Genomic DNA, 23,330 nt, shown 5'->3' on the forward strand with positions numbered 1-23,330 from the left:
CTACGCCGGCGTTGCCGGCGCCAACATGACCGCAAGATTACCGGATTGTCATGTTCCGGTCAGACCGCGGTAGGGTGGCGCTGGCTACGCTTGGCGTGCCAACCAACCCAACCGACGTGACATGCGACGCCATCCCAGCCCCGGCCGCCCAGCGCTGCCCCTTTTGCTGCTTGACCCGCTCTCCGGCTTGCCCGACTTGCGGCGCCGCCGCTTCGTGCAGGGGCTGGCCGCCGGCGGCGTGGTGGCCGGCCTGGGGCTGGCCGGCAGCGCCTGGGCGCAGCATGCGGGGCACGGCGGCGGTGCGCGCGACGGGCAGCCCGCGCCGGCCGGCAGCGGTGCCGGCCCGGTGCTGCGCGGCACCGAGTTCGACCTGGTGATCGGCGAATCGCTGGTCAACTACACCGGCAAGCCGACCATCGCCACCACCATCAACGGCATGCTGCCCGGCCCGACGCTGCGCTGGCGCGAGGGCGACACCGTCACCATCCGCGTGACCAACCGCCTGCGCGAGCCCACCTCGATCCACTGGCACGGCATCATCCTGCCTTACCAGATGGACGGCGTGCCCGGCATCAGCTTTCCCGGCATTGCGCCCGGCGAGACCTTCACCTACCGCTTCAAGGTCGCGCAGAGCGGCAGCTACTGGTACCACTCGCACTCCGGCTTCCAGGAGATGACCGGCGTGTACGGCGGCATCGTCATCGATCCGGCCTCCGGGCACGAGCGCGCGCACGCCGAGCGCGACCATACCGTGCTGCTGTCGGACTGGACCGACGAAGACCCGATGCGGGTGCTGAACAAGCTCAAGATCCAGGGCGACTACTACAACTACAACCAGCCCACGGTGGTCGACTTCTTCCGCGACGTGTCGCGCGACGGGCTGAAGCAGGCACTGGACAAGCGCCGCATGTGGAACCAGATGCGGATGAGCCCGACCGACCTGGCGGACCTGTCCAGCGCCACCCTGACCCACCTTGCCAACGGCGTCACGCCGGCGGGCAACTGGACCGGCCTGTTCCGCCGCGGCGAAACCGTGCGCCTGCGCTTTATCAACGGCTCGGGCAATACCTTCTACGACGTGCGCATCCCCGGGCTCAAGCTGCGCGTGGTGCAGGTCGACGGCCAGGACATCGAGCCCGTCACCGTCGACGAATTCCGCTTCGGTCCGGGCGAGACCTGCGACGCCATCGTGACGCCGCGCGACGATGCCTACACCCTGTTCGCGCAGTCGATGGACCGCACCGGCTATGCGCGCGGCACGCTGGCGGTGCGCGAAGGCCTGTCGGCGCCGGTGCCCGCGCTGGACCGCCCGGAATGGCTGACCATGACCGACATGATGGGCGCGATGACCGGCCACGGCGGTCATGGCGGACATGGAGGGCATGCCGGGCACGGTGGTCATGCCGGGCATGCCGGCCATGGCGCGATGCCGATGGCGGGCATGGACCGCGCCGGCATGGACCACGGCCAGCACGCCGTGGCATCCGCCGATGCGCTGCGGGTGCCCAGCAAGACCGCCCGCCATGCCCGCACCGAGTACGGCGCCAGCACCGACATGCGCGTCGACATGGCCCGCACCAACCTCGACGACCCCGGCATCGGCCTGCGCAACAACGGCAGGCGCGTGCTGACGCTGGCCGACCAGCACACCATCGGCGGAGCCATGGATGCGCGCGGACCGGGGCGCGAGGTCGAGCTGCACCTGACCGGCAATATGGAGCGCTATACGTGGTCGTTCGACGGCGTCGAGTTCGGCAAGTCCACGCCGGTCTACTTCAAGCACGGCGAACGGCTGCGGGTGATCCTGCACAACGACACCATGATGACGCACCCCATGCACCTGCACGGCATGTGGAGCGAGCTGGAGGCGCCCGACGGCAGCTTCCAGGCGCGGCGCCATACCATCCCGGTGCAGCCGGCGCAGCGCATCAGCTTCCTGGTCACGGCCGATGCCCTGGGGCGCTGGGCCTGGCATTGCCACCTGATGCTGCATATGGATGCAGGCATGTTCCGCGAAGTGGTGGTGGCGTGATGATGCAACGTGAACTCCTGATCCCGATGTCCGGATACAAGAAGACCATGCTGGCCGCGGCGCTGGCGCTGGGCGCCATGAGCGCAGCCTTTGCGCAGGACCCGCATGCCGGCCATGCGCACGGCCACCATCACCAGGCTGCGCCCGCAACGATGCAGGGCATGGACCACGGCCAGGTGCAAGGCATGGACCAGCCGGAGATCCAGACCATGGACGGCGCCAATGCGCCGCCGCAAGAGGCGGCCCCGGCCATCGACCATGGCGACATGAAGATGCAGGGCGGCAGCGCGCCGCCCGACGCGCGCGATCCGCACGCCTATTCCGGCGGCTACCAGCTCGGTGTCGGCCAGTACGCGCTGGGCGACAAGCGCCAGCTGGTGATGGCCGACGAGCACCTGTTCGCGTCGGTGCTGGTCGACCGCCTGGAATGGGCCCATGCCAACGGCCACAATGCCGCCGCCTACGAGGCGCAGGCGTGGTTCGGCAACAGCTTCGACAAGCTGGTGCTCAAGGCCGAGGGCGAGGCGGCCGGGGGCAAGCTGCACGAAGCCCGCACCGAGCTGCTGTGGGGCCATGCCGTGGCCAGCTACTGGGACACCCAGCTGGGCCTGCGCAACGATGCAGGCAGCGGGCGCCCGGCGCGCAACTGGCTGGCGTTCGGCGTGCAGGGACTGGCGCCGTACTGGTTCGAGCTCGACGCCACCGCCTATGTCGGCACCAGCGGCCGCACCGCGCTGCGGCTGTCGGCGGAGTATGAACTGCTGCTGACGCAGCGCCTGATCCTGCAGCCGCGCATCGAGGCCAATCTCTATGGCAAGAACGATCGGGAAGTGGGCATCGGTAGCGGCTTGTCCAACGGCACCGTGGGACTGCGGCTGCGCTATGAGTTCAGCCGGCAGTTCGCCCCGTATATCGGCGTCGAGCGCTACCAGACCTTCGGCAATACCGCCGACATGATCCGCACCGCCGGCGGCAAGTCGGGCGAGACCCGCTTCGTCGCCGGCGTCCGCGTGTGGTTCTGACGCGAGCACGTTGCCACGACCATTTCCACATCCCTGAGCGGAGACCACCATGCATGCCAATCGCCCCCTGATCCACGCCACGATGGCGGCCATCGCCGCGCTGGCCAGCAGCCTTGCCTTCGCGCATCCCAGGCTGGAATCGTCGACGCCCGCCGACAAGGCCGAGGTGCCGGCGCCGCAGAAGATCGAGCTGCGCTTCTCCGAGAATCTCGTCACCCAGTTTTCCGGCGCCAACCTGGTGATGACCGGGATGCCGGGCATGGCCAACCATGCGCCGATGAAGATGGCGGTGAAGGTCTCGGGCAGCGATGACCCCAAAACCATGGTCATCACCCCCACCCAGCCGCTGCCGCAGGGCAGCTACCGGGTGGACTGGCGCGCGGTCTCTTCCGATACCCATCCCGTCAACGGCAACGTCACGTTCACGGTGAAGTAATTGGCGCAGCCGGAATGGCTGGCCGCCGGGCTGCGCCTGGCGCTCTATCTCGATCTCGCCCTGGTGTTCGGGCTGCCGCTGTTCTGCCTGTACGCACTGCAACGGGACGAACGCGCCGGCCGCTTCGCGCGCAGTTGCCGCGCGCTGGCACTGGGTGGCGCCGGCGTGGGCATCGCGCTGTCGCTGCTGGCCCTGGTCGAGATGGCGCGCGCCATGACGGGCGCGTCCGACTATGCCGCGCTGCAGGCCCATGTGCTGGCGATGATCGTCACCGGCACGGACTTCGGCGTGGCCTGGTGCGTGCGCATGGCGGCGCTGCTGCTGTTCGTGCTGGCCGGCATGCACGCGCACCGGCTGCGTGCACCCCTTGCGGTGCTGGCCGGGTCTGGGGGCGTGGCGCTGGCCACGCTGGCGTGGGGCGGGCATGGCGCGATGCATGACGGCGCGATGCGCACCCTGCATCTGGCGTCGGACGTGGTGCACCTGCTGGCCGCGGGCGCATGGGTGGGGGCGCTGGCGGCGTTCCTGCTGCTGGCGCGGCCCGGTTCGGCTCCGCACGGCGAGGGCCTGGCGCTGCTGAGCCGCAGCGCCAACGGCTTCGCGCGCATCGGCACCCGCATCGTGGTCCTGCTGGTGATGACCGGCGTGCTCAACTACTGGCTTATCGTCGGGCCGGTGATGCCCGTGTTCGCGCCGATGTCCTACGGCGGGCTGCTGGCGGCCAAGCTTGCGTTGTTTGCCGCCATGCTCGGGCTGGCGGCGGCGAACCGGTTTGCGCTGGCGCCACGGCTGCAAGCGGCCGCGCGCACGGGTGAGCGGGGCCCGGTGCTGCAGGCAGTACGGGCGCTGCGGCGCAGCCTGCTGTTCGAAGCCGGCACCGCCGCGCTGGTGCTGGCGCTGGTGGCGGTGCTGGGCATGCTGTCGCCGGCACCGGCATGACTGCCGCGTTGCCGGGCGGGTGGGCAACCGTTAGCGCTCGCGCAAGGCCTCGGCGGCGCGGCGCAGCGGCTTGAGCAGGTAATCCAGCACGGTGCGCCGGCCGGTGCGGATCTCGGCCGTGGCGACCATGCCGGGCAGGATCGGGTGGCGCTTGCCGTCGCTGGTTTCCAGGTAGGCGTGGTCGGTCAGCACGTAGACGCGGTAGTAGTAGATGCGCTTGTCGACCTGGTCTTCGATGGTGTCGGGCGAGATCCGGTCCACGCGCGCCGGCAGCGTGCCGTAGATCGACGGCTCGAACGCCGTGATCTTGACCGTGGCCGGCTGCGCCGGATGGATGAAGGCGATGTCGCGCGGGCTCAGCCGCGCCTCGATCAGCAACTGGTCGCCCAGCGGCACGATTTCCATCAGCACGCCGCCGGGGCTAACCACGCCGCCGATGGTCGAGACGCGGATGTCCTTGACGATGCCGCGCGCCGGCGAGTTGATGGCGGTGCGGCGCAACTGGTCGGCGCGGCCTTCGCGCACCTTCAGCAGCGGGCCGAGGTCGGCCATGGTGGTGGCATAGTCGGCCTTCAGCGCCACGTAGTATTCGCTTTGCGTGGCGGCCAGCTTGGTCGAGAATTCGGCCACCTTCTGCCGCAGCCGCAGCACCTCGACCTCATTGCTCGCGCCGGTGCGCAGCAGCGGGATGGCGATCTGCAGCTCGTTCTCGGCCAGCCGCAGCTGTTCGCGCAGGTTGCCGACGTTCTCGCGAAAGGCGCGCCGGTTGGCGGTGAAAAGCTGGCGCTCGCGGTCGACCACCGCGGTATTGCCGGCCAGCTCGGCCGGGAAGGCCACGCTGGCGGCATCGTTCATTTCCGCATGCAGCCGCGCCGCGCGCGCCTGCAGCGCCGCGATCCGCTCCAGCGTCTCTTCCATCGAGGCGCGCGCCTGAACCGGGTCGAGCGTGGCCAGCTGCTGCCCGGCCTCGACCACGTCGCCCTCGCGCACCGCCAGCTCGGCCAGGATGCCGCCTTCCAGGCTCTGGATGATCTGTCCCTTGGACGCCGGCGTGACGCGGCCCTCGCCGATCGCCACTTCATCCAGCCCCGCCAGCGCTGCCCACAGCAGGAACAGCGTCAGCGCACCCACGATCACCCACAGCAGGTAGCGGGGGCCCTCGGGCTGCCCGCCGATGCGCATCCAGTCCGCCGCCCCGGCCGCTCTTGTGCCCATGCCAGTGCCCATGCCCATGTTCAGTCTCCTGCCGGATCCGCAGCGCCAGTGGCTGGCGCGCCCTGGCCGCGCAGCGCACCCAGCACCGCATCCCTGGGGCCGTCGCGCACGATGCGCCCGTTGTCGACGACGATAATGCGATCGACCAGCGCCAGCACCGCGTAGCGGTGCGTGGCCACCACCAGCGTGCGCTGGCCCAGCCATGGCCGCAGCCGCGCGATCACGGCCTGCTCGGTCGCTTCGTCCAGCGATGCGGTGGGCTCGTCCAGCAGCAGCACGTTGGGCGCGCGCAGCAGCGTGCGCGCCAGGATCAGCGCCTGCTTCTGGCCACCGGAAAGCCCCACGCCGTTCTCGCGGATGGTCAGGTCGAGCCCGTGCACCTGGTTCAGCAGCAGCCGGTCGGCGCACGCCAGCCGCAGCGCCTGCAGCATGGCCTCGTCGGTGGCGAGCGGATCGGCCACCAGCAGGTTGTCGCGCAAGGTGCCGTAGAACAGGCTGGATTCCTGCATCACCATGCCGACATCGCGGCGCACGTCGGCGGGGTCGATCAGCGGCAGCGGCGTGTCGTTGAACAGGATGCGGCCCTGGACCGGCGTTGCCAGCCCGCCCAGCAGGCGCAGCAGCGTGGACTTGCCGGCGCCGACGCGGCCCAGCACCGCAATGCGCTCGCCGGGCGCGATCTGCAGCTGCGGGATGTTGAGCACCGGCTTTTCCTGGGGGTCGAAGCCGTACACCACCTGCTCGAAGCGATAGCGGCCCACCAGCGCGGGCCGGTGGTAGGCGTCGCGCGCCGGGTCGTGGTCCAGCGGCAGGCTCAGCAGCGCGTCCAGCCCCTGCTTGCCGACGCGCGCGTTCTGGATCCGCCCCAGCACCGCGGGGATCTGCGACAGCGGCGCGATGGTGCGGCTGGTCAGGATCGAGCAGGCCAGCACCGCGCCGAACGACAGGCCGCCGTCCAGGATGCCATGCACGCCGGCCACCAGCACCCCGACATAGGCCAGCTGCTGCACCGTCTGCGACAGGTTCAGCAGCAGCCCGGCGATAAAGCGCTGCTGCAGGCCGATCTCGCCGTTGACCGCGTTGACCCGGTCCCACAGCTTGCGAAAGCGCGGCTCGGCCTGCAGGGTCTTGATGTCCTCGGCCCGGTAGATCGATTCCATCAGGATCGCATTGCGCAGCGCGGCCTCGCTCATGCCCTGCTGCGACAGCCGCGCCAGCGGAATCTGCGCCACCAGGCCGGGCAGCACCAGCAGCGGGATCGCCACCAGCGGCACCAGCACCAGCCAGCCGCCCAGCAGCCAGATGATGACCAGGAAGCCGGCCACGAAGGGCAGGTCGATCAGCACCCCGAGCGTGCTCGAGGTGAGCAGCTCGCGCAGCTGCTCCAGGTCGCGCAGCTGCGCCACCAGCGTGCCGGGCGAACGTGGGCGCGCGTCGTTGCGGATATCCAGCACGCGCGCGAAGAACATCGCCGACAGGCGCTGGTCGACCTGCTTGCCGAAATGATCGGCGATCGACACCCGCACGGTGCGGATCAGCAGCTCCAGCACCAGTGCCAGTGCCACGCCGCTGGCCAGCACCCACAGCGTATGCAGCGAACGCGCCGGCACCACGCGGTCCCACACCTGCATCGCGAACAGCGAGGTGCCCACCGCCAGCAGGTTGCCGAACAGCGAGCCCGCGCCCAGCTCCACCAGCGTGCGCCAGTTGGCGGTGAAGATGCTGCCGAGCCAGCCTTCCGGGCGTGCCGCCAGGTAGGCGTCGAGACGGCCGCTGCGCGGCGCCACCCGCTCGCGTACCAGCAGCAGGCGCACGGTGCCGTCGGCCTGCCGAGCCAGCGCCGCCAGCGCGGGCGTGCGTTCGACGGTGCCGGCTGCGGTGGGCAGCTGCAGCACTGCCTTGCCGTCGGCGATGCTGGTCAGCAGGGCCACCTGGGTCCCGTCGAGCGCCACCAGCGCGGGCAGCAGCAGCGGCGACAGTGCGGCCGCGGGCAGGTCGGCAAACTGGGCCGACAGGCCGGCCGCTGCGGCCATCTCGACCACGGCGCGGTCCGCATCGGCGCGGTCGGCCCAGGCGGCGGCGCCGCGTACCAGTTCCGGCGACGGCGACAGCCCGAGATGGCGTGCCGTGAGCAGCAGGGCCTCGGCCCAGGCCAACGCCGGCTGCGCGGTCTGCGCCGGTGCGCCGCCATCTTGGGGTTTGGCGCCGGCAGGCGTGGTGCCGGCATCCGGTGCGTCAAGGGTGGCTTGCACTGTCGTGCTCCCGCAGCAAGGCCACGAACCTGCCGGTGGCGGCGTGCGCCTTGATGCGCGCCAGCATGCCGTCGGCGACCGCGCCGATCCATTCCTGCTCGGCCAGGAAGATCTCGCGCTCGGGATTGAGCACGTCGGTCAGGGTCCGCTTGTTAAGGATGTATTCCTGCCAGTACAGGTCGCGCGAAGCGCGCAGCAGCGCGATCATCTGCGCGTAGCTCTGCGTGCGCGCCGCGGCGCCGGCCGCCTCGGTAGCGGCGGAGTGCAGCGTGGTGCGGGCCAGCAGCCGCTCGTTGTCCAAGGCCTGCTGCGCGGCTCGCTGGCCGGCGCGGGCGGCGTCGATGCGGTGCCGGTTCAGCCCGCCCAGCGAAAAGTCGCCGGCGATGGCCACGCCGATCCAGGTGTCGTCGTTGGCATTGGCGCGGCCGGTCGACACCGAGCGGCTCACGCCGACGCTGACCGACGGGAAGCGCTCGGCCTCGGCCAGCGTCACGCGCGCGTGCGCGGCCTCGGCCGCGGCCGCGGCGGCCAGCACCTTGGGGGTGTGCTCGATGTCGTCGCCCTCGTCGCCCAGGCTGCGGACTTCATCTTCGGTACGCGCCAGTTCGGCCACGCGCTCGGGCCGCACGCCGATCAGCTCGGCCAGGCGCGACGCGGCCACGTCGAAGCGGGTCCGTGCGCGCAGCACCTCGGTGCGGGCACGCTGGATCGCCACGTCGGCCATGGTGCCGTCCGAGCTGACCGACAGCCCCGCGCGCACGCGCTGGCCGATCTTGTCGCGCGTGACGGCAAGCGTCTCGAGCTGGCGCTGCGCGGCCGCCATCACCGCCTGGCTTGCGGCCAGTTCGATATAGATCGAGGCGGTGTTGTAGGCGATCTGCTCGACCGTGTCGGACAGTTCATGGCGGCGCTGCACCAGCGAGGCGTCCGCGGCGGAGATCTTGCTGGCGGTGCGGCCGAAGTCGTACAGCAGCTGGCTCACGCCCACCGAGGCGCGTGCGCCCATGTCGTTGCCGCCGCTGCCGAAGCTGCCGCCGTAGCCCGGGCGCACGCCATATTCCAGCTTGGGATACCAGGCCGAACGCGCCACCGCAATCTCGGCCTCGCTCTGCGCCACCACCGCGTTGGCGCGGCCGATATCGGGATGCCGCGAGATGGCGATGCCGACGGCCTCGTGCAGCGCCATGCCCGCCAGCGGGATGCGCAGGGCCGCCGGCACACCGTCTGGCGCGGCGGCACCCGGCGCCGGCGCGGCGGCAAGCGTGGCTGTGGCGGCAAGCGCTGGCACCGGCGCTGCGGCAGCCGGCGCGGCCATCAGCGTGGTCGCCAGCAGTGTGGCGAGGAAAGGTCTTGCCGCGCGCGAGGCGGTGGAACCGGGAAACAGAACGAGGCCGAAGCGGGGGCCGGCGCTCGCGCCGGCGTCAAGGGTCAGTCTGACTGTGAACAAGATGGCGATGCCGTCCGGATGTGTCGATCGCGCCGGCATGCACGCATGGCTGCCGGCGCCACGGCCGGCCCGGCTGCTCGCGCATGCTGCCGGGCCGGGGGCTGCAGGGTCAGACCAGGATCTGTTGGTTAGCCAGCAAGGTCTCCAGGTTGGTGGTGACGTTGGTCAGCGTCACCAGGGTTTGCGCGCTGTAGTTGGTGCCGGCGCCGTCGCGGTCGATGGCGATCACGGTGTCGGCGCCCGACTGCGTGGCGCTGAGGTACTGGCCGATGTCGTCGCCCGCATCGATGGTGGCCACGCCGTTCTGGTAGTGGGCAGGGCCGTTGGCGTCGGCGGCGTAGCCCTCCAGCAGCGCGGATACATCGAGCACGTCATTGCCGGCCTGCCCGGGCGCGGTGCCCACGGTGAAATCCGTGATCAGGTCGCTGCCGTTGCCGCCGGTGCCATCGGTGCCGCGCGCCTCCCACAGGAACACGTCGGTGCCGGCGCCGCCGCTCATGGTGTCGTTGCCGGCGCCGCCGATCAGCACGTCGTTGCCGCCCTCGCCATTGAGCGTGTCGTCGCCCGCGCCGCCGCGCACCAGGTCGTTGCCGGCGCCCGCATTGATGGTGTCGTTGCCATCGTAGCCATAGAGCCGGTCATTGTCGGCGCTGCCCGTGAGCGTATTGCCCGTGGCATCGCCTTCGATGATCGCCGACGGCTGGCTGGCGCCGAGCAGCTCGGTCAGCACGCCGGCGCTGACCAGTTGGCTGCCGGTCGACGTGGTGGTCAGCCCCGTGGTGTCGGTGGCGGTGATCGTCATGGCGTTGAGCAGGCTAAGGCTGACGCCCAGCAGGCCGCCTTCCAGCGTGATCGAACCGAGCAGTTCGTTCAGGCTCAGGTTGTCGATCGGTCCGCCGCCGATGGCGGAGATCGACAACGTTGACGAGGGACCGATGAGCAGCGTGCCGGGGTCGTTGACCACGTTGAAGGTCAGCCCCAGTTCCGCGGCCAGCGCGGCGCTGGCGTCTAGCTGCTGCATGCCAATGCCCAGCAGGCCACCATACCGGATCACAACGCTATTGATGTTCTCGTTGTAGTCGCTGGCGGTGAAGAACTGCTGGGCGCTCAGGTCGATCAGCCCCAGCAGGTTGGCATCGGCAATGCCGAGCAATCCGCCCGCTTCATTGACCGCAGCTTCGGGCGCCACCTGTTGCGCCACGGTGAAGCTCTGGGTGGTGACCGCGCCGATGTTGCCGGCGCTGTCGATCACGTGCGTGGTGATGGTGTAGGTGTCGTCCGCCAGCTGGCCCGGCGGGAACCATTGCCACGTGGTGCCGGTGACCACGGCATCGGTCCAGGTGGCGCCGCCGTCGAGGCTGACTTGCAGTGTCTCGTTGGCGGCCAGTGCCGCGCTGAGCGTGCCGCTGACGACGGGGGTCGTGTCGCCGGTAATCCAGTCGCCGGCGGTGCCGGTGTCGTCGGTCAGCGCGGTGGCCGTCGCCGTGGCGGTCGGCGCGACCGTATCGACCGTCAGGTTGAAGGCAGCGGTCGGCGTGCTGATGTTGCCCGCCGCGTCGGTCGCGGTAGCGGTCAGCGCATAGGGGCCGTCGGTCAGCGGCGTGGTCGGGGTGAAGGTCCACGCGCCGGTGGAGGCATCGGCGGTGGTGGTGCCTATCAGCGTGGTGCCGTTGAAGATGTTGATGGTGCTGCCGGGATCGGCCGTACCGACCAGGGTTGGCGTGCTGTCGTTGGTGCTGTCGCCAGAATTCAGCGGGGTGGCGACCGGATTGTCGTCGGTGACGCTGGTGATCAGCGGGACCGCGGGCGGCACGGCATCGATGGTCACCGTCGCGGGGCCGCTGGTATTGCCCGCGGCATCGGTGGCGGTGACGCTGGCGACCACGCCATCGGGCAGTCCGCCCACGGGCGAGTAGGTCCACGCGCCGGTGGTGGCATCGGCGGTGACCGTGCCTTCCGGGGTGCCGTCGCCGTTCAGGTCGATGTTGACGGTGCTGCCAGCTTCGGCGGTGCCGGCCAGGGTGGTGCCGTTGGCAACGGTGATGCTCGGATCAGCGGGCGGTGCCGTATCGACCGTCAGGTTGAAGGCGGCGGTTGGCGCGCTGATGTTGCCGGCTGCGTCGCTCGCGGTAGCGGTCAGTACATAGGGCCCATCGGTCAGTTGCGTGGTCGGGGTGAAGGTCCAGGCGCCGGTGGTGGCATCGGCGGTGGTGGTGCCGAGCAACGTGGAGCCGTTGTAGATGCTGATGGTGCTGCCCGCTTCGGCGGTGCCCGTCAGTGTAGGCGTGGAATCGTTGGTGCTGTCGCCCGAAGCCAATGGGCTGGCTACCGGATTGTCGTCGGTGACGCTGGTGATCAGCGGGATCGCGGGCGGCGTGCCGTCGATGGTCACCGTCGCGGGGCCGCTGGTATTGCCGGCGGCATCGGTGGCGGTGACGCTGGCAACCGCGCCATCGGGCAGCGGCGTGCCGGGAGTGTAAGTCCAGGCGCCGGTGGTGGCATCGGCCGTGACCGTGCCTTCCGGGGTGCCGTCGCCGTCCAGGTCGATATCGACGGTGCTGCCTGGCTCGGCGGTGCCGGCCAGGGTGGTGCCGTTGGCAACGGTGATGATGGGGTCAGCGGGTGGCGCAGTATCGACGGTGAGGTTAAAGGCAGCGGTCGGCGCACTGACGTTGCCCGCCGCATCGGTTGCTGTAGCGGTCAGCGTATAGGGACCGTCGGTCAGCGGCGTGGCCGGGGTGAAGGTCCACGCGCCGGTGGAGGCATCGGCGGTGGTGGTGCCTATCAGCGTGGTGCCGTTGAAGATGTTGATGGTGCTGCCGGCTTCGGCGGTGCCCGTCAGTGTGGGCGTGGAATCGTTGGTGCTGTCGCCGGAGTTCAGCGGGCTGCTGACCGGGTTGTCGTCGGTGACGCTGGTGATCGCCGGCGCGGCCGGCGCGAGCGCATCGACGATAGCGGTTGCTGGTGCGCTCGTGTTGCCGGCGGCATCGGTGGCGGTGGCGCTGATCGCGGTGCCGTCAGGCAGCGGCGTGGCGGGCGAATAGGTCCACACGCCGGTGGTGGCGTCGGCCGTGACGGTGGCGTCGGGCGCGCCATCGCCATCGAGATCGATATCGACTGTGCTGCCGGCTTCGGCGGTGCCCGAGATCGTGGTGCCGCCGGCAACGGTGATGCTGGGGTCTGCCGGTGGCGCCGTATCGACGGTGAGGTTGAAGGCAGTGGTCGGCGCACTGACGTTGCCCGATGCATCAGTGGCGGTGGCGATCAGCACATACGGACCATCGGTCAGCGGCGTGGCCGGCGTGAAGGTCCAGGCGCCCGTGGTGGCGTCGGCAACCGTGGTGCCGATCAGCGTGGTGCCGTTGTAGATGCTGATGGTGCTGCCGGCATCGGCGGTGCCGGTGAGCGTCGGGGTGGTGTCGTTGGTGCTGTCGCCGGATGCCAGTGGGCTGGCGACCGGGTTGTCGTCGGTGACGCCGGTGATGGCCGGGATTGCCGGCGGCGTAGCATCCAGCGTCAGCGTGAAGGGCGTGCTGGGCGCGCTGGTATTGCCGGCGGCGTCGGTAGCGGTGACGGTCAGGCTCACGGCGCCGTCGGCCAGCGGTGAGGTGGGCGTGAAGCTCCAGGCGCCGGTGGTGGCGTCGGCAGTGGTGGTGCCGATCAGCGTGCTGCCGTTGTAGATGCTGATGGTGCTGCCGGCTTCGGCGGTGCCGGACAGTGTCGGGGTGCTGTCGTTGGTGCTGTCGCCGTCGGCGAGCGGGCCGGTCGACGGGGTGGCGTCGTCGGTGACGCTGGCGAGCACCGGTGCAGCGGGCGCGCTGGCATCGACGGTGGCGGTGGCCGGTGTACTGGTATTGCCCGCGGCGTCGGTGGCAGTGACGCTGACCACGGCGCCGTCGCCCAGTGCTGGCGACGGGGTATAGGTCCAGTTGCCGCTGCCGTCGGCGATGACGGTGGCATCGGGCGTGCCGTCGCCGTTTAGGTCGATGTGGATGGTGCTGTCGGGCTCGGCGGTGCCGGCAATCACGGTGCCGTTGCTCGGCGTGATCGCGGGGGCCGGGGGTGGTGCGGTATCGACCGTCAGCAGGAACGGCGCGCTGGCCGGCCCGGTATTGCCGACCGCGTCGGTGGCGGTGACCGTCAGCGCGTGGCTGCCATCGGCCAGGCCCGACGACGGCGTGAAGCTCCAGCGGCCGTTCGCGTCGGCGATGGCGGTGCCGAGCAGGGTGGTGCCGCTGTAGATGCTGACGGTGCTGCCTGCCTCGGCGCTGCCGGAGAGCGTGGGCGTGGTGTCGCTGGTGCTGCCTCCCGCGGCGATCGCCGTGCCGGCATCGTTGCTGGCCGCGCTGATCACGGGCGCTGCCGGGGCCGCGCCATCGACGGTCACCGTGGCCGGCGGGCTGGTGTTGCCGGAGGCGTCGGTGGCGGTCACGCTGACCACGGTGCCGTCGGCCAGTCGCTGCGGCGGCGTGTAGGTCCAGTTGCCCGCGGCATCGGCGGTAACGGTGGCATCGGCCTTGCCGTCGCCGTTGAAGTCGAGGCCGACCGTGCTGCCGGCCGGGGCCGTGCCGGACAGCGTGGCGCCGTTGGTGGGCGCCACCTTGGGCGTGGCCAGCGGGGTGCCGCCGCCGGACCCGGAACCGCCGCCGCCATCCCCGCCGCCGCCGCCGGCAGCGGCCGCGATGATGCCGGCACCGGCCGCGGCGCCCAGCAGCCCCAGCAGCAATGCCGTCGAAGCGCTGTCGCCGATCGGCTCGAACAGCATGGCCGCCTCGGCCACGCCATCGCCCTGCGCGCCGAGCGCCTGGCTGAAGTCGGCCAGCCATTGGCCGTCTTCCTGCACGAACACCAGGTTGTTGAACTGTGCGCCGTGGGTGAAGAAGCCCTGGATGCGCAGCGTGCTGCCATCGCGCATCGTCAGCAGCAGGTCGTTGCCTTCGCGCGCGAAGTTGGCGACGCTGTCGCGCTGCGCCGCGATCAGGAAGTTGGCGGGTCCGTCAGGTGAGGCAACGGTGCGGGTGCCAGGGGCGACAGGAACATCCGTGTGGTTGAGCAGAACGCCTGACGAAGCCATGCTGAGTCTCCTTCATCCTGAGTGACCGGTAGGTGGTGCATGCACAGTATTCGCGCGCACACAGGTTCGTCCATGCGAGATCTGTTTCAGATTCGATACAGTGCGCCGGTTTGATAGGGGCTGCGCAATCCCGATAGCGGCAGGCCCGCAGCGGCGCGCGCGCGGCTCAGCCGGGCATGCCGCCGCGGCTGGCGAAGGCCTCGTCATTCGACGCGCTCTGGCGTGTGCGGCGCGTTTCCGAGGGCGTTTCGCCGAAGGCCATGCGGTAGTCATGGGCGAACTGGCCGAGGTGGCCGAAGCCCCATTGCCGCGCGATCTGCGCCACCGACTGCTCGAGGTCGCCGCCGCGCAAGGCGCCATACACGCCTTCCAGCCGCACGCGCTTGGCATACTGCATCGGCGAGCAGCCCTGGAAGCGGGCAAAGCCGGCCTGCAGCGTGCGCACGCTGACGCGCGCCGCCCGCGCAATGTCGTCCAGCGCCAGCACGGAGCGGGCGTTGGCATGGATATAGTCGATCGCGCGCTTGACGTGCCGCGGCGACGGCCCGGCGTGGCGCTGCTCCAGCAGCAACGAGTAGTTGTGCGGGATATCGTCCAGCACGGCATAGGCCAGGGCGTCGGCCAGGCTCAGCGCCAGTTCCGCCGCGCAGGCGCGCATGCGTGCGTCATCGCGCCGCAAGCCGGGCGCGGCCCCGGCCAGCGCGCGCGCCAGCTGCAGCGCCGGGGCCTCGGCCGGGATCGACTGGTGGAATTTCACGCGCTGCACCAGCGGGCGTTCCAGCAGGTGCCGCAGCCGGTTGTGCAGGCGCGCGCCGTCGATCATGACCATGTCGTAGCTGCCGGGCTGCCAGCGCCAGACTCCCACCTGCTGCATGTCCAGCACAAACGATGGCGGCATGGGCGACAGCGGTGCGGACGGCGTCTTGCCGGTCTCGAGGCCGGCGCCTTGCGCGGCGGTCGACAGCAGGTAGCCGTCAAGACGCTGCACCAGCTCCAGCTGGATGGTCGCGGTGGTCGACAGCCGGATCACCGCCAGTTCGCCGAACTGGTGCTGCTGCAGTTCGAATTCCAGCGCTGGCGCCGCCGTGTGTACCGCAACCCCGGGATAGAGCTGCGACAGCGCTGCGCGGATCTGTTCCGGGCTGCTCCCCGCGATGCGCGCGGTCTGGATCGTGGCTTTGGTCATGTGCCGATGCGTTTCCTGGGTGATGGCCGAAGCCGGCCTGGCGGCGCCGATGCGCCGCCAGGTTTCCCCCACGAAAATCACGGCAAGGCCGTGATGGCAAACCGGACTTCATGACGACCCCGCGCCCTTGCCGGCCAACGCCATGCAAAGGGGTTCCCCATGCGCCGTGGCATACGGAGCTGCCTGCAAGGCTCGCCGCGGCCCATTGACGGGCCGCATCCGCGGGAGCCGGATAGTGCCAGGCAAGACCGCCGCCGGTCTTTCTTATCGGCAAACCAGATTTAAATAAAAATAATATCTGGTGTTGAAATTTGCATTTACGACAATGTGTATCACTTTAATCGAATATTGGAAATGTGAATACATTGTGCTTGCCGGGAAAACGGCCGGGGATTGGCGTTTACGCGCAGTGGCGCCGGCCTGGCACGGCATAGTTACCGCCGGCGTGCCGATTCAGACATAGGCAATCAGCCGCCCGGCGCAAATCACCAGCAGCCAGGCGGCGATCGACAGGATGGCATTCAGGCGTGCGCCGGCTGGTGGCGCTGCGTCGGCGTCCCAGCCGCGCTCGCGGTCATGCAGGCTGCGGCCGGGCCCGGCGTGGAACCACAGCACGTTGGCGAGCGCGAGCGCGATCAGGCCCAGCTTGACGAGGAAGGCGGGATTGGCGGCCAGTTCATCGGCATGGGCCACGAACAGCAGCACGCCGCTGGCCGCGACGGCAATGAAGGCGCCGACGCTGAAGGGCAGCGCATGGCGCAGCAGCAGGCTGACCGGCAGCCGCCGGCCAAGCCCGGCCAGCCGCATGTCGACCACGACGATGGAGCCGAACAGCAGCGCCATGCCGGCGAGGTGGACGATCTCCACCGCGGGATAGGCCCACGCCGAACTGCGCAGCGCCGTCGCGAACGGCAGCCGCGCCAGCGTGCCGGCCCATTCGGTCCATGCGGTGAAGAGCGCCGGCATGCGGCGTGCCGGCTCAGCGCAGCTCGACCGTCTTGCCGTCCACGGTGATGCGCTCGGCGCGCAGTTCGTCCGGTTTTTCCTTGCTGGCGTAGCCGACCAGCGTGACCTCGCGGCCCACCGCAACCTTGTCCGAGGTCGCGCCGCGCGCTTCCATGCGCGAGACGGGCGCCAGCACCGCCAGCCAGCGCTTGCCGCCGGCGTCGATGCGGATGTGCGCGTGCGGGTTCTCGTAATGGCTTTCGACGATCTTGCCGGTCAGCGTCATCGGCCTGGTCTCGTCATAGGTCGACCAGCCGTGGTGGGCGATCGCCGGCACGGCCGCCATGGCCAGGGCGGCGGAGAGCAGGGCGGGGCGGAACAGGGCGCGGATGCTGGGCATGGCGGGTCTCCGGTCGGGACAGGTGCAGTATAGGCGCCCATTTCCGGCCTTGCCGGCCTTGCCGACCTTGCCACGGCGCCGGCCCCGTGCCTCAGGGCTGCGCGCGGCAGGTGTCGGCGCGCTGCACCAGCCGGCGCAGGCTCGGGCTCATGGGCTTGAGCGCGGCGCGCTCGGCCGTGAGCGCGAGCGCCAGTTTGCCGCTGCCGCTGCGCAGCGCCGCTTCGAGCAGTGTCAGGCCAATCACGTCGCGCTGCGCGTGGCTGCCGCCGAAGCGGTGGGCCACCAGGCGCACCGGCATCAGCAGCTCGATGGCGGTGGCGTAATCGCCCTGCGCGAATGCGATCAGCGCATCGGCCACCGGCAACCCCACCTCGCGCGACATCATCGCGTTGGTGCCGTTGCCGAGCGCGGCGCGCTCCAGTGCCGCGCGCACCTGGTCGGCCGCCGCCGGGCGCTGCGCGCCCAGGCTCGCCATCACCGCATGCACGTCGTTGAAGGCGTAATAGCCGGCCGCGCCGCGGCCGAGCCAGTCATCCGCCACCACCTGCCAGCGCCGGCCCACATCCACGCCGCGCAGGTGCAGCCGCCACAGCAGCGCGGAGGCGTCGACCAGGTCCAGCGCGATCGCCGGCGCGGGCCGGCTGATGGCGCGGTCGTACAGCGCCAGCACCGCGTCGGTGCGGTCGTCTTCCAGCAGGAACAGCGCCAGGTGCCACCAGTTATGCACGGCCAGCATGTTGTCGTCGGCCCAGTCCTGGCGGCGGCCTTCCAGCCAGGCGATGCCGTCGGCCAGCCGGCCCTGCATCTCCATCACGTGCGCCACCGCGTGCACCGCCCACGGATCGCGCGGCTGGCATTCCAGCGCGCGCCGTCCGGTTTCCTCGGCACGTTCGTAAAGCTGGGTTTCTTCCAGGCCGAACGCATGCATGCCGAGCACGTAGCCGTAGCCGGGCATGGCGGCATCCCAGTGCGGCAGCGCCTGCGCCACGCGGTCGCGCAGCATGGTCGACTGGCCCAGCAGGAAGTCGCCCAGATGCGCAGTCTGCAGCGCCAGCAAGTCGCGTGGATAATCGATCACGATGTCGCCATAGCAGCGCACGGCGCGCTCGAAATCGCCGTCGAGCCAGGCGCGCGCCGCGGCGATATGGCGGCGCTCGCGGTCGTTGGCGCGGGCGTGCAGGGCTTCGCCGGCTTCGACGCTCTGGCGCAGCATGGGCTCGGCGGTGCCGTCGCCGGAAGTCACCATCAGCGCCGCGCGCAGGGCGTGGCCCATGGCGAATCCCGGATCGTCGGCCAGCGCCGCGTCGATCACGGCGAGCGGGTCGCCGTAGTAGCCGTTCAGCAGGCGCAGGGCGGTCTCGTACTGCGCCACCGAGCGTGTGTTCAAGGTCGAGACCGCGAGGTCCCTGGAATCCGTCAGTGCCATGACCGTCTCCGTGCGCCCGCGCGGCAGCGGGCTGTCACGAACCATCGTAGACGGCAAAACGCCCGGTGTAACGGTTGCGGCGCGGTGCGGCGCACCATGCCTGCGGGTGGCGCGGGCGCGGTGCGCGATATGCCGCCGCCGCCATACCGGCGGCGCGCGTCGGTTAAACTGCCGCATCCCCAATCACGACCTTCAGACCAGGCCTTCCATGAAAACATTCGCGCTTTTCCTTGGCACCCTGACCTTTGCCGGCGCCGCGTACGCTGCCGCGCCGGCCGCTTCGGCACCTGCCGCCTCTGCCCCCGCCGCGGCAGCGCCGCAGACGCTGGCGTCGGGCATGACCATCCAGCACCTGATCAAGGGTACCGGCGCCTCGCCCAAGGCCACCGACACGGTACAGGTGCACTACCGCGGCACGCTCGCGGACGGCACCGAATTCGACAGCTCGTACAAGCGCGGCCAGCCGATCTCGTTTCCGCTCAATCGTGTGATCCCGTGCTGGACCGAGGGCGTGCAGGCCATGCAGGTCGGCGGCAAGGCCCGCCTGACCTGCCCGTCGGGCACCGCCTACGGCGCGCGCGGCGTGCCGGGCACGATCCCGCCGAACGCCACGCTGACCTTCGAGGTGGTGCTGCTGGGGATCGGTAGCTAAGCGCCTCAGCGCGGCGCCTGCGGCTGCGCGGGCGCCGGCGTTCCGGCGGGGGCCGGCGATACGGGCGCCGCGCCGGTGTCCTGCTGATCCTCGTCGTCGCCGTAGTCCGGCAGCGCGGTGTTTTCTCCGAGCAGGTAGCGGCGCCGCTGGAGGTACGCGTCGCGCACAAAGGCGTACTTGTCCAGCGCCGCCAGCTTGAGCAGGTCGGTGGCGCCCAGCAGGTTGGTGCGCACGTCGACCACGTTCATCCCGTACAGCGAATTGCGCACCGCCGGCTCGGCATAGGTGGTGGGATCGAACCAGAAATTCACATACAGGCCCGCGCCGTCGCGCAACGAGCTGGGGCCGAACAGCGGCAGCACCAGGTACGGCCCTGACGGCACGCCCCACGTGCCCAGTGTCAGCCCGAAGTCCTGCGAGTGCTTCGGCAGCCCGGCGGGCGTGGCCAGATCGATCAGCCCGCCCAGGCCCAGCACGGAATTCATCGCTACCCGCATGAAGCTTTCCGCTGCTGCCACGCCCTTGCCCTGCAGCAGGTTATTGGCAAAGTTGCCGATGTCGGCGAGGTTCGAATAGAAGTTGCTGACCGCCGTGCGCACCGGCGCCGGCGTGACCGCCTGGTAGCCCTTGGCCACCGGCACGGCGACATACTGGTCCACCTTGTCGTTGACGGTGAAGATGGCGCGGTTCATCGGTTCCAGCGGATCGTCCGGACTGGCTTGCGGTCCGGTAGCGCAGCCCGCGAGCGCGGCTGCGGCGACGACGGTCGTGGCGAGCGTCGGAAGGCGAAGCGGAACAGGCATCGAGGCAAACAGAGTCGGTCGCGCGAGCGGGAAGCGGTTCAGGGCAGCGCCGGCTGGTCCGGCCCATGATGGCCATCTTCGCGCGGACGGCCCATCAGGATGGGCTGGAAGAACACCGCACCGACCAGCGTACAGGCCAGTGCCAGCGCCAGCAGCTTGCCCATGCTGGCGGTGCCGGGATGCTGCGACAGCCACAGGCTGCCGAAGGCGACGGCGGTGGTCGCGGCGCTGTACAGCACGGCGTGCGTCAGGCTGGACTGCAGCAGCTGGGTCTTGCCATGCCGCCACGCAATCACGTAGTAGATCTTGAAGGCGACGCCCACGCCCAGCAGCAGCGGCAACGCGATCACGTTGGCGAAGTTCAGCGCAATGCCGAACACCACGCACAGTTCCAGCGTGACGATGGCCGACACCAGCAGCGGGATCAGCGTGCGCAGCACGTCGCCGAAGCGGCGCAGCGTGATCCACAGCAGGATGGTGATCGACAGCACTGCCCAGGCACCAGCCTCCGCAAAGGCGCTCATGATGGTATCGGCGGAGCCGCGGATCGAGATCGGTCCGCCGGTGGCTTCGGGCACCACGCGCTGCACCGCGGCGATGAAGCGCGCCAGCGCGGCTTCGCGCTGCGCGCTGGCGGGCGGCGGCAGCCTGGGGCTGACGTTGACCAGCGCGCGCCCGTCCGGGGCAATCCAGTCGCGCACCAGCTCGGGCGGCAGCGTCTGCTGGCTGACCGCCTGCGGCGCCAGCGCCAGCTTCAGCTTTGCCAGCGCCAGCTGCAACGGCAGGGCGATGGCGCGCTCGGCGCGGTCGCGCGTGGGCGGGTCCGCGCTGGCCAGTTTTTTCAGCGTGGCGGACAGGTGCGCGGCTTCGGCGGCGCCCGGGCCGGGATGCTCGTCGGCGGCGATGGCCAGTTGCCGCGCGGCGTTGCGCAGCGCATTGACGCGCGCGCTGTCGGTAGCGGGCGTCGCGGTGGGCTGCGCCAGCGCCGGCATCAGCGCGGCCGAGGCCTGGCCGATGGCCTGCAGCTTGGGCGGCTGGTCGTCGGGAATAAAGCTCTGCAGCGTGACCGCGCGCGCGACTTCGGGCAGCGCCGCAAGCCGGCCCGCAAGCGCGTGCGCGGCCGGCAGCGACGGCGCCAGCACGCTGACATCGTCGGTGCCGGCCTGCGGGGCGTCCTTCAGTGCCAGCAGCGTGGCCATCGATTCCGACTGCGGATCCTTCAGGTGCAGCGGGTCGAAGTCGAAGCGCAGGTGCGGCAGCAGCGGCGCGCCCGCGAGGATGGCGAGCAGCGTGACTACCAGCACCGGCTTGCGGTAGCGGTCGAAGAAGCGGTCCGCCGGCGCCAGCCAGGCAAAGCCCGGCGACACGGATTCGCCGCCCGGCTTGAGCACGGCGATCAGCGCCGGCAGCAGCGTAAAGGTGGTGGCGAACGCCACCATCATGCCGACGCCGGCGATCAGGCCCAGTTCGGCCACGCCGCGGTAGTCGGTGGGCAGGAAGCAGAAGAACGCCGCCGCCGTGGCCGCGGCGGCCAGCGCCAGCGGCGCGCCGACGGCACGGGCGGCCAGCCCCAGCGCATCGACGATATGGTCGCGGTCATGGCGCTCGGCGCGATAGCGCACGCCGAACTGGATGCCGAAGTCCACGCCCAGCCCGACGAACAGCACCGCGAAGGCCACCGAGATCATGTTCAGCGCGCCGACCATGGCCAGGCCCAGCGCGGCGGTGATCAGCAGCCCGGCGAACAGGCTCGCCAGCACCGCCACGATCAGCCGCGCCGAACGCAGCGCCAGCCACAGGATCAGCACCACCGCCAGCACCGTGAGCACGCCGTTGAGCAGGGCGCCGTCGCTGACCGAGGCGAATTCATCGTCGGCCAGCGCCTGCGGTCCGGTCAGGCGCACCGACGCCTGGTAGCGCTGTGCCAGCTGCAGCTCGTCCGCGGCGTGGCGGATCGCGCGCGCGGCCGCGGCGCCGGCTTTCAGGTCGCTGTAGTCGAGCACCGGGCTGAGCGCGACATAGCGGTAGACCTGACCGTCGGCGCCGGGCCTGAGGCTGTCGTCGAGCAGCCCCGCCCACGACAGCGCGGCGGGCTTGCCGGCCAGCACCTGGTCCAGCGTGCGCGCGCTGCTGCCCAGCAGACCGGCCATGTCGCCCAGCTTGACCTGCCCCATCTGCAGCGGCAGCGCCAGCGTGGTGGTGAGCACATCGGACAGGCCACGCAGTGTCGGGTCGTGCGCGAGGGCGTTGACCAGCGGGCGCGCCTGCGTCAACTGCTGCGTCAGCTGGCGGACTTCATCGGTGCCGGCGAAGAGCAGGCCGTTGCGCGCGAAGAAAGCGCCGCCCCCGGGCTGGCTGACTGCGGTGAAACGCGCCGGCTGCCGGCGCAAGGCATCGGCCAGCGCATCGGCGGCGGCATCGGCCAGCTCGGCGGCCGGCGCCTGCACCACCGCCAGGATCATCTGGCCGCGCTGCGGAAAGGCCTTGGCGATGGCCTCGTCGCGCAGCGCCCACGGCGCGTCGGAGTCCAGCAGGCGGCCGATGTCGGTGTTGATGGCAAAGTTGCGGGCTACGTAGATGCCGCTGGCCGCCGTCAGCAATGCCGCCAGCAGGATGACGCGCCACGGCCAGGCGGTGGCAAGCCGGACGATGCGTGTCAGCAGCGAGGTCAGCATGGACGGATCCGGAAGGAGCACGAACCGCGAGTATATCGGCTGGCGCGGTGCCGCATGCGCCATGCGGCGCCGGAGCGGCCGCGATGCGGGCGGATCCGCTATACACTGTCAGCCGGTGCCGGCGATGTAGCGCGGCGCTGCCGCTTCACCGTCCTCCGTCATTTCCCCGCTCTTGCATCCATGACGATTCACCGTTTGCTTCCCGTGGCGCCGCTCGCGGCGCTGGCCATGGCATCCGTCGTGCACGCCCAGGCAGTCCAGCCCGGCGACCTGCGCGCCAGCCCCGAGCGGCTGGTGCAGGCCGCGGTGGAGGGCGTGATCGGTACCATCCAGTCGCAGCCCGAGACCCGCGCCGGCGACCTCGGCAAGATCACCGCGGTCGTGCAGAAGCAGTTCCTGCCTTACACCGATTTCCAGCGCACCACGCGGCTGGCGCTGGGCGGCGCCTGGCGCACGGCCACGCCGGAGCAGCAGCAACAGCTGTACGAACAGTTCCAGACGCTGCTGGTGCGCAGCTATGCGGTCTCGCTGGCGCAACTGCGCGAGCAGAACGTCAGGTTCCGCTACCAGCCGGCCAGGGCCGCCAGCGGCGCCGCCGATGTGGTGGTGCAGACACGCGTGATCAACAACGCCGACGAGATGCAGATCGACTACCGGCTGCAGCGCACCGCGACCGGCTGGAAGATCTATGACATCAACATGATGGGGGCGTGGCTGATCGAGGTGTACCGCAAGCAGTTTGCCGACATCGTCGCGCGCAACGGCGTCGACGGCCTGGTGAAGTACCTGACCACGCACAACGCGCGCCAGGCGGCGGAGATCTGAA

General features: G+C 70.3%; 16 protein-coding genes. 6 read left to right on the forward strand and 10 right to left on the reverse strand.

Going from position 1 to position 23,330, the window contains the following annotated elements; genetic code table 11:
- Positions 1-121 precede the first annotated feature (121 nt).
- Genes LIN44_RS25505 through copD form a run of 4 tightly spaced genes read left to right on the forward strand, consistent with a single transcriptional unit; the run spans position 122 to position 4,429 of the window.
- Entirely contained in the window at positions 122-2,032 is a 1,911-nt protein-coding gene (locus tag LIN44_RS25505; protein WP_227315030.1) for a copper resistance system multicopper oxidase, read from the forward strand.
- The gene (locus LIN44_RS25510) at positions 2,032-3,054 is read left to right on the forward strand and encodes a copper resistance protein B (protein ID WP_227315031.1); all 1,023 of its coding nucleotides are present in this window, start codon (positions 2,032-2,034) and stop codon (positions 3,052-3,054) included. The genes LIN44_RS25505 and LIN44_RS25510 overlap by 1 nt, the downstream gene beginning before the upstream one ends.
- A 49-nt stretch (positions 3,055-3,103) precedes the next feature.
- On the forward strand, positions 3,104-3,490 hold the full coding sequence (gene copC / locus LIN44_RS25515; protein ID WP_227315032.1) for a copper homeostasis periplasmic binding protein CopC: 387 nt from the start codon (positions 3,104-3,106) through the stop codon (positions 3,488-3,490).
- Positions 3,491-4,429: a copper homeostasis membrane protein CopD gene (copD, locus tag LIN44_RS25520; RefSeq protein WP_227315033.1), complete on the forward strand. Its 939-nt coding sequence runs from the start codon at positions 3,491-3,493 to the stop codon at positions 4,427-4,429.
- A gap of 30 nt (positions 4,430-4,459) precedes the next feature.
- Here the strand turns inward: copD and LIN44_RS25525 are convergent, their stop codons facing one another.
- The 8 genes from LIN44_RS25525 to LIN44_RS25565 all read right to left on the reverse strand — a co-directional run bounded on the left by LIN44_RS25525 (position 4,460) and on the right by LIN44_RS25565 (position 18,374).
- The gene (locus LIN44_RS25525) at positions 4,460-5,611 is read right to left on the reverse strand and encodes an HlyD family efflux transporter periplasmic adaptor subunit (RefSeq protein WP_370641756.1); all 1,152 of its coding nucleotides are present in this window, start codon (positions 5,609-5,611) and stop codon (positions 4,460-4,462) included.
- A gap of 53 nt (positions 5,612-5,664) precedes the next feature.
- Positions 5,665-7,800: a type I secretion system permease/ATPase gene (locus tag LIN44_RS25530; protein WP_227316424.1), complete on the reverse strand. Its 2,136-nt coding sequence runs from the start codon at positions 7,798-7,800 to the stop codon at positions 5,665-5,667.
- Between the two features lie 79 nt (positions 7,801-7,879).
- Entirely contained in the window at positions 7,880-9,211 is a 1,332-nt protein-coding gene (locus tag LIN44_RS25535) for a TolC family protein (RefSeq protein WP_227316425.1), read from the reverse strand.
- Positions 9,212-9,452: 241 nt separating this feature from the next.
- A complete protein-coding gene (locus LIN44_RS25540; protein WP_304524191.1) occupies positions 9,453-14,417 on the reverse strand; it encodes an Ig-like domain-containing protein in 4,965 nt (1,654 codons plus the stop codon).
- A gap of 166 nt (positions 14,418-14,583) precedes the next feature.
- Positions 14,584-15,603, reverse strand: a complete 1,020-nt coding sequence (locus LIN44_RS25550) for an AraC family transcriptional regulator (RefSeq protein WP_227315035.1) — start codon at positions 15,601-15,603, stop codon at positions 14,584-14,586.
- A gap of 453 nt (positions 15,604-16,056) precedes the next feature.
- Positions 16,057-16,569: a DUF6644 family protein gene (locus LIN44_RS25555; RefSeq protein WP_227315036.1), complete on the reverse strand. Its 513-nt coding sequence runs from the start codon at positions 16,567-16,569 to the stop codon at positions 16,057-16,059.
- Between the two features lie 13 nt (positions 16,570-16,582).
- On the reverse strand, positions 16,583-16,948 hold the full coding sequence (locus LIN44_RS25560) for a DUF6152 family protein (protein WP_227315037.1): 366 nt from the start codon (positions 16,946-16,948) through the stop codon (positions 16,583-16,585).
- A 91-nt stretch (positions 16,949-17,039) separates the two neighbouring features.
- A complete protein-coding gene (locus tag LIN44_RS25565) occupies positions 17,040-18,374 on the reverse strand; it encodes a tetratricopeptide repeat protein (RefSeq protein ID WP_227315038.1) in 1,335 nt (444 codons plus the stop codon).
- 208 nt (positions 18,375-18,582) lie between these two features.
- Between LIN44_RS25565 and LIN44_RS25570 the strand changes: the two genes are divergently transcribed.
- The gene (locus LIN44_RS25570) at positions 18,583-19,026 is read left to right on the forward strand and encodes an FKBP-type peptidyl-prolyl cis-trans isomerase (RefSeq protein ID WP_227315039.1); all 444 of its coding nucleotides are present in this window, start codon (positions 18,583-18,585) and stop codon (positions 19,024-19,026) included.
- Positions 19,027-19,031: 5 nt separating this feature from the next.
- Here LIN44_RS25570 and LIN44_RS25575 read toward each other — a convergent pair whose 3' ends face one another.
- Positions 19,032-19,829: a VacJ family lipoprotein gene (locus tag LIN44_RS25575; RefSeq protein ID WP_227315040.1), complete on the reverse strand. Its 798-nt coding sequence runs from the start codon at positions 19,827-19,829 to the stop codon at positions 19,032-19,034.
- A 38-nt stretch (positions 19,830-19,867) separates the two neighbouring features.
- The gene (locus LIN44_RS25580) at positions 19,868-22,504 is read right to left on the reverse strand and encodes an MMPL family transporter (protein WP_227315041.1); all 2,637 of its coding nucleotides are present in this window, start codon (positions 22,502-22,504) and stop codon (positions 19,868-19,870) included.
- Positions 22,505-22,684: 180 nt separating this feature from the next.
- Between LIN44_RS25580 and LIN44_RS25585 the strand changes: the two genes are divergently transcribed.
- On the forward strand, positions 22,685-23,329 hold the full coding sequence (locus tag LIN44_RS25585) for a phospholipid-binding protein MlaC (RefSeq protein WP_227315042.1): 645 nt from the start codon (positions 22,685-22,687) through the stop codon (positions 23,327-23,329).
- Position 23,330 lies beyond the last annotated feature (1 nt).

It is taken from the genome of Cupriavidus sp. MP-37 (assembly GCF_020618415.1).
In the GTDB taxonomy this organism is placed as follows: Bacteria; Pseudomonadota; Gammaproteobacteria; order Burkholderiales; family Burkholderiaceae; genus Cupriavidus.

Coding starts and splice junctions, on each gene's coding strand:
- LIN44_RS25505 (WP_227315030.1), top strand. CDS start 122: ATGCGACGCCATCCCAGCCCCGGCCGCCCAGCGCTGCCCCTTTTGCTG.
- LIN44_RS25510 (WP_227315031.1), top strand. CDS start 2,032: ATGATGCAACGTGAACTCCTGATCCCGATGTCCGGATACAAGAAGACC.
- copC (WP_227315032.1), top strand. CDS start 3,104: ATGCATGCCAATCGCCCCCTGATCCACGCCACGATGGCGGCCATCGCC.
- LIN44_RS25525 (WP_370641756.1), bottom strand. CDS start 5,611: ATGCGCATCGGCGGGCAGCCCGAGGGCCCCCGCTACCTGCTGTGGGTG.
- LIN44_RS25535 (WP_227316425.1), bottom strand. CDS start 9,211: ATGGCCGCGCCGGCTGCCGCAGCGCCGGTGCCAGCGCTTGCCGCCACA.
- LIN44_RS25540 (WP_304524191.1), bottom strand. CDS start 14,417: ATGGCTTCGTCAGGCGTTCTGCTCAACCACACGGATGTTCCTGTCGCC.
- LIN44_RS25550 (WP_227315035.1), bottom strand. CDS start 15,603: ATGACCAAAGCCACGATCCAGACCGCGCGCATCGCGGGGAGCAGCCCG.
- LIN44_RS25555 (WP_227315036.1), bottom strand. CDS start 16,569: ATGCCGGCGCTCTTCACCGCATGGACCGAATGGGCCGGCACGCTGGCG.
- LIN44_RS25560 (WP_227315037.1), bottom strand. CDS start 16,948: ATGCCCAGCATCCGCGCCCTGTTCCGCCCCGCCCTGCTCTCCGCCGCC.
- LIN44_RS25565 (WP_227315038.1), bottom strand. CDS start 18,374: ATGGCACTGACGGATTCCAGGGACCTCGCGGTCTCGACCTTGAACACA.
- LIN44_RS25570 (WP_227315039.1), top strand. CDS start 18,583: ATGAAAACATTCGCGCTTTTCCTTGGCACCCTGACCTTTGCCGGCGCC.
- LIN44_RS25575 (WP_227315040.1), bottom strand. CDS start 19,829: ATGCCTGTTCCGCTTCGCCTTCCGACGCTCGCCACGACCGTCGTCGCC.
- LIN44_RS25580 (WP_227315041.1), bottom strand. CDS start 22,504: ATGCTGACCTCGCTGCTGACACGCATCGTCCGGCTTGCCACCGCCTGG.
- LIN44_RS25585 (WP_227315042.1), top strand. CDS start 22,685: ATGACGATTCACCGTTTGCTTCCCGTGGCGCCGCTCGCGGCGCTGGCC.